This window comes from Nitratireductor sp. ATLC21 (assembly GCF_057196525.1).
This window is the reverse complement of the sequence record NZ_JBXUOU010000001.1, coordinates 995,213-1,007,858: the sequence shown is the minus strand read 5'-3', so window position 1 is coordinate 1,007,858 and position 12,646 is coordinate 995,213. Positions and strand designations below refer to the sequence as shown.

The following is a 12,646-nucleotide window of genomic DNA, read 5'->3' as shown; positions in this document are numbered from 1 at the left end:
CACTGCGAGAAACACAGCCCCGGAAGCGTCCCGCATCCGGTCGGTGACGGCCTGAGGCAGGTTTCCTGGCTCGCGCTTCACTGGCTTCCTCGCCTTCCCGGGCCTTGCACCCAGTGGCATTCGAGGAGCCTCTGCGCTCACAGTTGCGGGAGCAGCCACGGCTTCGGTTCGAAACGACCGTTCCGTGTTCCCTTTTCTCTGGCGGATGAACACCCTGCCAGAGCACCTCAAGCGAACCGAAATCGCTTAGCAACTGGCCGTGACAGCGTCAATCGCAAGGTTGGCGCAGATCCCTGGAACGTGACTCCTGACGTCAGGGTTTGGCAGCAACGAAACGCATCTCTTGTTGCGAAATCGGCTCTTCATGTAATTTTTGCGGCAATGCTGTCGCAAATCCGTCATTGGGTTTGTCGAAAAAGTTGCAGAATTCCCTCCTCCAACCTCGAGGCAATTTTGACATCGGGGTCGGGATGGGAAATGCTAACGGCGAACCGAAAACGGTAAATAATGGGAGTGCGTCGATGACGTTTTTCAAGAGCAATGGCGAGAATGTGCCGGCACACGTCGCCGACATGGCGAATGAGGCACGTGCCGGCAGAATGGACCGGCGAGAGTTTCTTGCGCTCGCAAGTGCGCTCGGCGCATCGACAGCAACCGCCTACGGCATGCTGGGGCTCGCAGCCCCCACACACGCAATGGCGCAGGAGCCGAAAAAAGGCGGTACGCTGCGTGTGGCGATGTTCATCAAGGATCCGAAAGATCCACGCACGGCCGACTGGTCGGAGATCGCCAACGCCATGCGCCAGACGCTTGAGCCGCTGGTAAAGTACACGCGCGATTTCACCTTTGAGGGCAAGCTCCTCGAAAGCTGGGAAGTCAACGAGGACGCGACTGAGTACATTCTTCACGTGCGGCCGGGCGTGACCTGGAACAATGGCGACGCCTTCACCGCGGATGACGTGATCTACAACTTCAACCGCTGGTGCGATCAGACCGTGGAAGGCAATTCCATGCCGGCCCGCATGGCTTCGCTCGTCGATCCGGAGACCAAGAAGGCGCGCGAGGGCGCGATCGAAAAGGTCGACGACATGACGGTGAAGCTCAACCTGTCGGCACCGGATATTTCGATCATTCCGGGCATGTCGGACTATCCGGCCCTTATTGTTCACCCAAGTTTTGATGAAACGGGTCGCGATTTCGTTGCAAATCCCATCGGGACCGGTCCGTTTGAACTCGTGTCCTATGAGGTCGGCAACCGGGTGGAGCTGAAGAAGCGGGCCGACGGCAAATGGTGGGGCGGCGAGGCCTATCTCGATGGTATCGAGTTCATCGACTACGGCACGGATCCGTCCGCGACCGTCAGCGCCTTTGAATCCGGAGAAATCCACACGAACTACGAGACCACCGCCGATTTCGTCGACATTCTGGATTCACTCGGACTGGTGAAATCCGAGGTCACTACGGCGACAACCATCGTGGCGCGCACCAATGTCGACAACGCGCCCTATGACGACGAGAAGGTGCGCCGGGCGCTGCAGCGCGCCGTCGACAACACGACCGTGCTGGCGCTTGGTTACAACAATGCCGGCGAGGTGGCCGAGAACCACCATGTTTGCCCGATCCATCCCGAATATGCAGAGCTGCCGAAGCTCAAGCGCAATCTGGACGAAGCCAAGGCCCTGATGGAGGAAGCCGGCCAAATGGACTATGAGCACGAGCTCATTACCGTGGACGAGGACTGGCACAAGAACACGGGCGACGCCATCGCCGCCCAGTTGCGCGAGGCCGGCTTCAAGGTGAAGCGCACGGTCCTGCCCGGCTCCACCTTCTGGAACGACTGGACGAAGTATCCCTTCTCCATGACCAACTGGAACATGCGCCCGCTGGGCATTCAGGTGGTGGCACTCGCCTATCGCACCGGCGAGGCGTGGAACGAATCCGCCTATTCCAACCCGGAACTCGACAAGCTGATCGAGGAGGCGCTGGCCATTCCTGATCCCGACAATCGCCGCGAGGTGATGAAGAAGATCGAGGAGATCATTCAGAGTTCGGGCATCATCCTACAACCCTATTGGCGCAAGCTTTACAACCATTCCGTGGAGGCCGTGAAAAATCACGGCATGCACCAGACCTTCGAGATCGATCTGGAAAAGGTCTGGCTCGACGAGGGCTAAGACTGAACCAGAAAGGGGGCCACGAGGCCCCCTTTTGCGCAGGCAATCAATAACAACCTCCGCAAACGGGGGAAGGGGAAACCGTGCTTGGGTTTATTCTAAGACGTCTGGGCGTCATGGCATTGACGATGCTTTGTCTGACCCTTGTTGTTTTCTTTCTGGTCAATCTTGAGCCGAACCTCAAAAAGCTGGCGATCAGCCAGCTCGACATGCGTTCCTCTGCAGCGGAGCTCGAAAGTTGGCTTCAGAAGAACGGGTACCGCCAGAATTTCTTCGTGCGCTACGGCCAGTGGCTCGGCGTGGTGCAGAAGCAGCCGAATGTCGATCCGGAAACCGGTGTGTCTTCGCCACGGTTCTCCTATTGCGATGAACCGGCCGAGCCCTATTACGGCGGCATTTTACAGGGAGACTTCGGCTGCTCGACCAAGTTCAAGGTGCCGGTCGCCGAAAAGCTCTTTCCGGCCCTTGGCGCTACCGGCATCCTGATGTTCTGGGTCATGGTGGTGATGGTTCCCGTCGCACTTTTGATCGGCGTCCTCGCGGGGATGCGGGAGGGGACGCGAACGGACCGAACACTCTCCGTCGCCTCGATCGCCACCACGGCAACACCGGAATATGTGTCCGGCGTGATCTTTGCGGTCATATTCGCCTCATGGCTGGGATGGTTGAACGGTTCGGCCGCGACAGCCACGCGCCAGGGCATTTCCTTCTACAATTTCACCCTGCCGGTGATGACGATGGCGATTTACGGCATCGGCTATATCGCGCGCATGACACGGGCCTCCATGGTGGAGGTGATGACGCAGCAATATATCCGCACTGCCCGCCTCAAGGGGCTGGGCTTTCGCGCCGTGGTGATCAAGCACGCGCTGCGCAATGCGCTGATCGCCCCCTTCACCGTCATCATGCTGCAGTTCCCCTGGCTTCTGACGGGTGTCGTCATCGTGGAAGTGATGTTCCGCTATCAGGGGTTTGGCTTCACGCTGGTGGAGGCGGCCAGCAACAACGACATCGATCTGCTTTTAGGCTGTTCTCTGGTGTCGGTCTTCGTCGTCCTGTCCACCCAGCTCATTTCGGATGTGGGCTATGCCTATCTCAACCCGCGCATTCGCGTGCATTAGGGAGGCCGCGCGATGCAGGTAGAAACCCTTGGCATTTTCGGCATCATCTTCGGCGTGCTGGCGCGCTTCTGGCCGGTGTGGATCGCGCTGGCCATCATCCTGTTCTTCAGCCTGCGCTTTCGTGAGCGGCTCGGCCTCTATGGACAGCTTTTTGAAACGGGCGTCGGCGTTGCCGGTGTGATGATCTGCTTCTTCTGGCTGTTCACGGCAATCTTCGCCGGTACGGTCGCGCCCTTCGATCCGTTGGCGCAGTTTCCGATCATGAAGAATGTGCTTCCAGGCGGGATAGAGCCGGAAAGCGGACAGGCCTTTCTGTTCGGGGGCGACCGGCTGGCGCGCGACGTGTTCTCGCGCATGGTTTATGGCAGCCAGATCGTTCTGATCATCGCGCCTGCGGCGACGCTGTTCGCGCTGATGGTGGGCACCACGCTCGGCCTGCCGGCGGGTTATTATGGCGGGCGGATCGACAGTTTCCTGTCCTTCCTCGCCAATCTGGTGCTCGCCTTTCCGGTCATCCTGCTCTTCTATCTTCTGGTGACGCCGGGCATCCGTGAAACACCCATTCCGCAATGGATGGCCGGTGTGTTCTTCATCTTCCCCATCGTGTTTTTCGTGACGCTGTTCTGGACGCGCTACAGAAGCCGACCGCAGCTTCTGGCGATCCAGCTTGCGCTGACATTGCTCATCGGTGGCTGGGCCTATCTGGGGCTCGTGTTCGATGCCGATCCGCTCGGCATCATCTCGATCAGCTCCAACCAGCTTAACATCTTCGTGGCGGTTGTCTTCGCCTCGGCACCGGGCGTGTTTCGCATCGTTCGCGGGCTGGTGATGGACATCAAGACACGGGACTATGTGGCAGCAGCCCAGACGCGCGGCGAAACGCCCTGGTACATCATGCTGTGGGAAGTGCTGCCCAATGCGCGCGGGCCACTCATTGTCGATGTGTGCCTGCGCATTGGCTACACGACCATCCTTCTTGGAACGCTCGGTTATTTCGGCCTCGGTCTCGCGCCCGAAAGCCCGGACTGGGGTACGGGCATCAAGGAATCGAGCCGTCTGCTCCGGGCGTATGTTCATCCGGCGCTGCCGCCCGTTTTTGCCCTCATGTCCTTCGTGCTCGGGCTGAACCTGCTTGCCGATGCGCTGCGTGAGCAGTCACTGAAGGATTGAGGATGAACACTGAGAGCGACGCCATGAACGAAGCCATCAGCATCACACGCGGTCAAAAGAGCGGTCAGCCCATTCTGGAGATCGAAAACCTCTCCATTTCGTTTTTCACGCGCGCCGGCGAAATCCCAGCAGTGATGGATTTTTCCTGCGAGGTCATGCCCGGTGAGGCGATGGGCATTGTGGGCGAATCCGGCTGCGGCAAGTCGACCGTTTCACTCGGCATCATGCGCGATCTTTCCAATGTCGGGCAGATCGTCGGTGGCCGCATCAGGTTCAAGGGCCGTGACATGGCCGAGATGAGCGAGGAGGAGCTGCGCCAGATCCGCGGCAATGAGATTGCCATGATCTATCAGGAGCCGATGGCGAGCCTCAACCCGGCCATGAAGATCGGCCAGCAGCTCATGGAAGTGCCGCTCATCCACGACAATGTGTCGAAGGACGAGGCGTGGCGCCGCGCGCTGGAGATGGTGGAAGCGGTGCGACTGCCCGATCCCGAACGCATGATGCGGTCTTACCCGCACCAGCTTTCCGGCGGCCAGCAGCAGCGCATCGTCATCGCCATGGCGCTTCTGTCGAAGCCGGCACTGCTCCTGCTGGATGAGCCGACCACCGCGCTCGACGTGACAGTCGAGGCGGGCATCGTCGAACTGGTGAAGGGGCTGGGCAAGAGATACGGCACGTCGATGATCTTCGTGTCGCACAATCTGGGCCTTATCCTTGAAACCTGTGACCGTGTAACAGTGATGTATTCGGGCGAGGCGGTGGAAACGGGCCGCGTTGAAGACGTGTTCGACCGGATGCGCCATCCCTATACGCAAGGGCTCTTCCGCTCCATTCCGCTGCCGGGTGCCGACAAGAATGAGAGGCCCTTGATTGCCATTCCCGGCCAGTTGCCGCTGCCGCATGAGCGCCCGAAGGGCTGCAATTTCGGCCCGCGCTGCCAGCATTTCAAGGAAGGTCTGTGCGATGCCGGCGACGTGCCCATGCTGCCGGTTGAAGGGCATCAGCGGCACCATTCCCGCTGCCTGCGCTTTGATGAGATCGACTGGAATGCGCTGCCGGAAGGCGCGATTGTGGACAAGGAGCCGATAGAGGCCGGCAAGCCGATGCTCCGCATCGAAAATCTCAAGAAATACTACCACGTCGCCGCCAACAGCATCTTCGGTGGCGGGGATACCAAGACCGTCAAGGCCAATGAGCAGATCAGCTTTGAGGCGCGGGAATCCGAAACCGTGGCGATTGTGGGCGAATCCGGCTGCGGAAAATCGACCCTCGCCAAGGTGCTCCTCGGGCTGGAAACGGCGACGGATGGCGAAGTGGTGCTGGCAAACGAGCCCATTCAGTCCATAGCGGTCGAAGACCGGGATACAGGCACGGTGGCCGGCATCCAGATGGTGTTCCAGAACCCGTTCGACACGCTCAATCCCAGCCATTCAGTCGGTTCGCAGATCGTGCGCACGCTGGAGAAGTTCAACATCGGCAAGACGCTGGCCGACCGCAGGCAGCGCATGCTGGAACTGCTCGATCTGGTAAAGTTGCCACGCGCCTTCGCAGAGCGCATGCCGCGTCAGCTTTCCGGCGGGCAGAAGCAGCGCATCGGTGTCGCCCGTGCCTTTGCCGGCAATGCCAAAGTGGTGGTGGCGGACGAGCCCGTCTCCGCGCTCGACGTTTCCGTGCAGGCGGCGGTGACCGAACTGTTGATGGACATTCAGCGCAAGAACAAGACCACCATGCTGTTCATCAGCCATGACCTGTCCGTCGTGCGCTATCTGGCCGACCGTGTGGTGGTCATGTATCTCGGCCATATCGTGGAGCAGGGGACGACTGACCAGATATTCGCGCCGCCCTATCATCCCTATACGGAGGCGCTGCTCTCGGCGATCCCGATTGCCGATACGTCTGTCCGCAAGAAGCATATCGTGCTCGAAGGGGACATACCCTCGGCGATGAACCCGCCCTCGGGCTGCCCCTTCCAGACGCGATGCCGGTACAAGGACCAGGTGCCAGGCGGCAAGTGCGAGCGAGAGGTGCCGCCGTTGAAGGACCTTGGCGACGGACATTTCAGCCTTTGCTGGCTGGACGATGACGTTCTGAAATCCATGGAGCCGGTGATCAGTTTCGATGCGCCGCGGAAAGCCGGCAAACCGGCGCGCCGGCAGGGGAAGGCAAAGGCGGCCAGTCAGAAACCGAAGGCAAAGGGCGAAATCCGGCCGATTGCCGGAGGTCGAAAGCCCGTCAAGGCCTCTGCGGCTGACCTTTCAGCGGTGCGCGGTTCTTCCTCGCCGAAGCGGGTCCAGGCCGAAGCGGGGGCAGGGCGTCAGGCCGCATCTGCCCGCGTCAAGCCCGCCACTGCAAAGGCGGCAAAAGACGCGAAGCCCGCCCGCATCCGCCAGCCCAAAAAGCCGGATGATCTGAAGCTGATTTCCGGCGTGGGGCCGAAGCTGGAGGCGCGGCTCAACGAGCTGGGCGTCTACACCTTTGCGCAGATCGCGGCCTGGAAAAAGGCCGAGCGCGACTGGGTGGATGATCATCTGAGCTTCAAGGGCCGGATTGAACGCGACGACTGGGTGAAACAGGCCAAGGCGCTGGCCAAAGGCGGTGTCGAGGAGTATGTGCGGGTTTTTGGCAAGAAGCCGCGCTGATCCCGATCCCGTCACGCATTTTAAGCGATCTCTTCTGGATATCGTTACGACTTTGCATCACTTTGCGCGGGCCAGCCCATATGCGATGGAGAAACGTGTGCCTGCCCGGATGGTTCCCATGTTGCTTGTCCTGCTGACCCTGGCAGGATTGTCGATCCCCCTTTCGAGCTCTGCCTATGCGCAGGGTGGTGTTGCCGCCGAGGCGACTGCCGATGTGAAGATGCGCGAAGGGCCGGGCATGCGTTATCGCGCCGTGCTTACCATCCCGCGGGGCGCCCGCGTTGCGACATTGCGCTGTACACGGCGCTATGAGTGGTGCGAGGTGGGGTATGCAGCGCGAAAAGGATGGGTCTCTGCGAGACATCTGCGTGATACGCGTCCGCGCTATCGTGATCGCCCGATTTCCGATGTCGGTGCTTTGATCGGTTTGGAAATCTTTGATTTCGTGATGCGAGAGCTGGAGGACCGCGACCGCGACGATGCGTTTGATGAGATTGCGGGCTCTGGCGGTGATCGCCGCCCGACACCGCGCAACGCCTGTTTCTACGATCGTCCGAACTTTCAGGGGCGCCAGTATTGCGTGGGCATTGGTGAAGACGTTCGCGCCCTTGCGCCCGGGTGGCGTGGGCGCATTGCCTCGGTTCGTGTGGGGCAGCGCGCCACGGTCGAGATCTGTTCGCGCCCTGGCCATGATGGACGCTGCAGTCAGCTCACGCGTGATGTGCCGTTCGTGCGCAGCGGCCATGCGGTGTCGTCTTTCCGTGTGCTCCGTCGGCGGGCAGGTGATGAACCCGATGTCGAGCCGGTGCGTCGGGCGTGCTTTTTCGAACGTCGTGAGTTTCGCGGTGCAAGCATCTGTCTCGATGCAGGTGATGGGAACCCGGCGCTGCCGCGTGACTGGGTGCGCCGCATTGCGTCGGTGCGTCTTGAAGGCGGTGCCGAGGTGCGCATCTGTGATCGGCGTAATTATGGTGGTTGGTGCGAAACGATCGAGCGCAGTGTGCGCCGTCTGAGCGATGTCTTCAACGATCCTGTTCGTTCCATAGAGGTCTATTGATCGGACCATCGGGATGGTTCTTGCAAGTGCGCCGGCCCTCGGGCCCGCGCATTCGCTTGGGATGTCTGTGTTGCTAAAATATGAGTAGAAATATCATATAATATCAATGCGATACATCGCATTCCAAAATTTGACCGATTGATAAAAAATTGAAACTGCGTTAGCCTTTCCCCAATAATAAAAGGGGAATACGGAATGGCTGATGGTCTCTATGCGGACGGCATCGCCGCCGGCCGCCTTTCCGGTGAGGAGTACGACAGGAACTTCTCCGACCTGCATCCACCGCTCGACCGCCATGAGGCGGCCGTGGAGGCGGATCGCTGTTACTTCTGCTTCGATGCGCCGTGCATGACGGCGTGTCCGACATCGATCGACATACCCATGTTCATCCGCCAGATTGCCACGGACAATCCGCTGGGCTCTGCCAGGACGATCTTCGACCAGAACATTCTTGGCGGAATGTGCGCCCGCGTTTGCCCGACGGAGACGCTGTGCGAAGAAGCCTGCGTGCGTGAAAAAGCGGAGGGCAAGCCGGTGCAGATCGGCCGTCTGCAACGCTATGCCACCGATGCGGCGATGGCCGCTGGCGCACAGTTTTATGAGCGTGCCGCGCCAACCGGCAAGCGGGTTGCCATTGTCGGAGCGGGGCCTGCGGGGCTTGCCTGCGCCCATCGACTGGCCGTGCACGGGCATGACGTCACCATCTTCGAGGCTAGATCAAAGCCTGGCGGCCTCAACGAGTTCGGCATTGCCGCCTACAAGACACCGGATGGGTTCGCCCAGGCCGAGGTGGACTATGTGATGGCGATTGGCGGCATCACGCTTGAGGAAGGCAAGGCGCTGGGGCGGGACTTTTCGCTCGGTGACCTTAGCCGGGATTTCGACGCCGTGTTTCTCGGCATGGGGCTGGCCGGCGTCAACGCGCTTGGCGCGGACGGCGAAGATGTGGAAGGAGTTGAGAGTGCGGTGGATTATATCGCACATCTGCGTCAGGCGCAGGATCTCGCCAGCCTGCCGGTCGGTCGTCGTGTCGTCGTGATCGGCGGCGGGATGACGGCCATCGACGCTGCCGTTCAGGCAAGGCTCCTTGGCGCCGAGGAGGTGACGATCTGCTATCGCCGGGGCCAGGAACACATGAACGCATCCGAATTCGAGCAGGATCTGGCTGCCTCCAAAGGCGTTGTCATCCGGCACTGGCTGCAGCCCCGGCGCATTCTCGCGGAGAATGGCAAGGTCACGGGGATCGAACTTGAATACACAGCGCTGAAGGACGGAAAGCTGTCCGGAACCGGTGATACACTGACCCTGCGCGCCGACCAGGTGTTCAAGGCCATCGGCCAGTCTTTCGAGGCCGGGGTTCTGAATGGCTCCGGCGCATCGATTGCGCTTGAGGGGCGTCGCATCAAGGTCGACGAGGAAGGGCGAACCTCCTTGTCGAAGGTCTGGGCCGGCGGCGACTGCATCGCCGGCGGCGACGACCTCACCGTTTCGGCAGTCGCGCAGGGACGTGACGCGGCCGAAAGCATCCATCGCGCATTGGCCGGCTGAGGAGCGAGAAACCCATGGCAGACATTCGCAGCAATTTCATTGGTATCAAGTCTCCCAATCCGTTCTGGCTTGCTTCCGCACCGCCCACCGACAAGGCCTACAACGTCGAACGCGCCTTCAAGGCGGGCTGGGGCGGTGTCGTCTGGAAGACGCTTGGCGAGGAGGGGCCACCGGTCGTCAATGTCAACGGACCGCGCTATGGCGCGATCTGGGGGGCTGACCGCCGGCTTCTCGGCTTGAACAACATCGAGCTCATCACTGACCGCGATCTCTATCTGAACCTGCGTGAAATCAAGCAGGTGAAGAAGAACTGGCCTGATCGCGCACTGATCGTTTCGCTCATGGTGCCGTGTGAGGAACAGGCCTGGAAGGCAATCCTTCCCTTGGTCGAGGAAACCGAAGCCGATGGCATCGAGCTCAATTTCGGCTGTCCGCATGGCATGAGCGAGCGTGGCATGGGGTCTGCTGTTGGACAGGTGCCCGAATATGTCGAGATGGTGGTGCGCTGGTGCAAGCAGACCACGCGCATGCCTGTCATCACCAAGCTCACGCCGAACATCACTGATGTGCGCAAACCGGCTCGCGCGGCTCATGCGGGCGGCACGGATGCGGTGTCGCTCATCAACACGATCAACTCGATCACGGCGGTTGATCTCGACACTTTTGCACCCGAGCCCACAATCGACGGCAAGGGATCTCATGGTGGCTATTGCGGCCCTGCGGTCAAACCCATCGCGCTCAACATGGTGGCCGAGATCGCGCGCGATCCCGAGACCGCCGGCCTGCCGATTTCCGGCATCGGCGGTGTCACCACATGGCGTGATGCGGCCGAGTTCCTGGCGCTGGGGGCAGGAACGGTGCAGGTGTGCACCGCGGCCATGACCTATGGCTTCAAGATCGTCGAGGAAATGATCGAGGGGCTGGAAAACTGGATGGACGCCAAGGGGCACGCCACGCTTGATGACGTGATCGGCCGGGCGACACCAAACGTGACCGACTGGCAGTATCTCAATCTAAACTACGTGACCAAGGCGCGGATCGATCAGGATCAGTGCATCAAATGCGGGCGCTGTCACATTGCCTGCGAAGACACTTCTCATCAGGCGATCACCGCCATGGTGGATGGCAAACGCCATTTTGAGGTGATCGAAGAGGAATGCGTTGGCTGCAATCTTTGTGTCAATGTCTGCCCGGTGGAAGGCTGTATCGACATGGTGCCGCTGGCCGCCGGCGCGCTCGACAAGCGCACGGGCGAGACAGTCCAGCCCGTCTACGCCAACTGGACGACGCATCCCAACAACCCGGCCAAAGTGGCTGCGGAATAGCGAGAGCGGCGGCGGCATACTGCCGCCGTTTCCCTGTACACCCTCTTCACACGCATCCCTGCGCTAAAAGCCTGCCGCCCGTCTGACCGAGCAACACGGCCATCTGTCAGGAGATGGCAATTGGTGGTTTTGCTTCTATTGCGGATATAAAATATCCAGGATATTAAATATCGATATTACGGAGGTCGAGATGAAACTAAGCGAGGGTGTCGAGGCTGCTGTTCATTGCGCCACGCTTCTGGCGCAGCTGGATGAGGGACGAGCCATGCCTGCCAGTGCGCTGGCCGAATATCACGGTCTTTCGCAAAGTTATCTTCTGAAACATCTCAAGCAGCTCACGGCGGCAGGTCTTCTGGAATCTGTTCCCGGCCCCCATGGGGGCTATCGGTTGGCGCGCTCCGCGGATGCGGTCACGCTGCTTGACGTGGTGTTGGCGATCGAAGGTCCCAAACCTGCCTTTCGCTGCGCCGAAATTCGCCAGCGCGGGCCGGGGGCTTTGGAGCCGAAGGCCTACACGAAACCATGCGGTATCAACGCTGCCATGCTGCGCGCCGAGCAGGCTTACCGTGCCGAGCTTCGCAAGACGCGGCTTTCCGATGTGATTTCCGATTATGAGGCGAGCGCTGATTCCCGCTCGCTTGCCTTCGGCTGCGCTTTTGTCGAGCGCCATCAACGTCCATAGGGCAGTGCCCGAGTTTAGAAGAGAAGGACAGGACTATGCAGGAACGTCTGAACTACATGAAAACCCAGCCCGAATTGATCGGCACCGTGCTTGATCTGAAGAAGGCCGTGGATAAATCCGGGCTGGATCGCGGGCTGATCCATCTGGTGAACCTGCGTGCCTCGCAGATCAATGGCTGCAGCTATTGCGTCGACATGCACACGCGCGAGGCGCGGAGGGATGGCGAGAGCGAGCAACGCGTGCATCTTATCTCGGCCTGGCGGGAATCTCCCCTGTTTACGGAACGGGAGCGCGCGGCCCTCGGGTGGACCGAACGCCTCACAAAGATTGCCGAAGGCCCGGTGGAGGATGAGGATTACGAAAACATGCTTGAGCATTTTTCAGAACCGGAACTGGTCCAACTCACGGTTCTGGTCGGCCTGATCAACGTCTGGAACCGGATCGCGATCCCGTTCCGCTCCGTACATCCTGTCGTTCCGGATAGCGCGCGGAACGTGGCGTAGGGAGAGTGGCCATTTCATCTGCAATCGATTGGAGTGGATGATGTTTGAAACAGTACCCACGTTCATTCCTGTTCTGGGGCGTTTGCTTCTTGGTGGAGCCTTCGTCTTCGCGGGATTGCGCAATCTTGGCAGTATGTCCTTTCTGACGGGTGCGCTGTCCGCGCGCGGGGTGCCCCTGGCTTCAATCGTGCTGATAACCGGTATAGCGATCCAGTGTGTGGCCGGGCTCTTGCTGATGATCGGTCTGTATTCCGCATTTGCGGCTTTGGGATTGATTGTATTCCTGATCGTCGCAACCCTGATCTTTCACAATTTCTGGGATTATCAGGGAGAGGAGCGGGTCGCGCACCTCAATGGTGTGATCACCAACACTGCTCTTGCCGGAAGCTTTCTGCTCGTCGTCGCGTACGGATGATCCAAGCCT

10 protein-coding genes and 1 riboswitch are annotated in these 12,646 nt (G+C 60.1%); all 10 genes read left to right on the top strand.

Translation table 11 applies throughout. The features are described 5' to 3' along the window. Positions 1-38: 38 nt before the first annotated feature. Positions 39-245: riboswitch (cobalamin riboswitch) on the bottom strand. Positions 246-521: 276 nt separating this feature from the next. The 10 genes from AC2CHD_RS04905 to AC2CHD_RS04860 all read left to right on the top strand — a co-directional run bounded on the left by AC2CHD_RS04905 (position 522) and on the right by AC2CHD_RS04860 (position 12,637). Continuing rightward, a complete protein-coding gene (locus tag AC2CHD_RS04905) occupies positions 522-2,174 on the top strand; it encodes an ABC transporter substrate-binding protein (RefSeq protein WP_484552780.1) in 1,653 nt (550 codons plus the stop codon). A gap of 83 nt (positions 2,175-2,257) precedes the next feature. Continuing rightward, positions 2,258-3,295: an ABC transporter permease gene (locus AC2CHD_RS04900; protein ID WP_484552779.1), complete on the top strand. Its 1,038-nt coding sequence runs from the start codon at positions 2,258-2,260 to the stop codon at positions 3,293-3,295. A gap of 12 nt (positions 3,296-3,307) precedes the next feature. Then, entirely contained in the window at positions 3,308-4,465 is a 1,158-nt protein-coding gene (locus tag AC2CHD_RS04895) for an ABC transporter permease (protein ID WP_229448810.1), read from the top strand. 23 nt (positions 4,466-4,488) lie between these two features. Further along, on the top strand, positions 4,489-7,107 hold the full coding sequence (locus tag AC2CHD_RS04890) for a dipeptide ABC transporter ATP-binding protein (protein ID WP_484553220.1): 2,619 nt from the start codon (positions 4,489-4,491) through the stop codon (positions 7,105-7,107). 118 nt (positions 7,108-7,225) lie between these two features. Next, on the top strand, positions 7,226-8,164 hold the full coding sequence (locus AC2CHD_RS04885; protein ID WP_484552778.1) for a peptidase inhibitor family I36 protein: 939 nt from the start codon (positions 7,226-7,228) through the stop codon (positions 8,162-8,164). Between the two features lie 195 nt (positions 8,165-8,359). Beyond that, on the top strand, positions 8,360-9,712 hold the full coding sequence (locus AC2CHD_RS04880; protein ID WP_484552777.1) for an NAD(P)-dependent oxidoreductase: 1,353 nt from the start codon (positions 8,360-8,362) through the stop codon (positions 9,710-9,712). Positions 9,713-9,726: 14 nt separating this feature from the next. Continuing rightward, on the top strand, positions 9,727-11,037 hold the full coding sequence (gene preA / locus AC2CHD_RS04875) for an NAD-dependent dihydropyrimidine dehydrogenase subunit PreA (RefSeq protein ID WP_484552776.1): 1,311 nt from the start codon (positions 9,727-9,729) through the stop codon (positions 11,035-11,037). Positions 11,038-11,227: 190 nt separating this feature from the next. After that, the gene (locus AC2CHD_RS04870) at positions 11,228-11,719 is read left to right on the top strand and encodes an RrF2 family transcriptional regulator (protein WP_484552775.1); all 492 of its coding nucleotides are present in this window, start codon (positions 11,228-11,230) and stop codon (positions 11,717-11,719) included. A 35-nt stretch (positions 11,720-11,754) separates the two neighbouring features. Further along, positions 11,755-12,222 carry a carboxymuconolactone decarboxylase family protein gene (locus AC2CHD_RS04865; RefSeq protein WP_484552774.1) on the top strand — a complete coding sequence of 156 codons (468 nt, stop codon included), beginning with the start codon at positions 11,755-11,757 and terminating at the stop codon, positions 12,220-12,222. A 40-nt stretch (positions 12,223-12,262) separates the two neighbouring features. Then, positions 12,263-12,637, top strand: a complete 375-nt coding sequence (locus AC2CHD_RS04860; RefSeq protein WP_229448817.1) for a DoxX family protein — start codon at positions 12,263-12,265, stop codon at positions 12,635-12,637. The last annotated feature ends 9 nt before the right edge of the window (positions 12,638-12,646 follow it).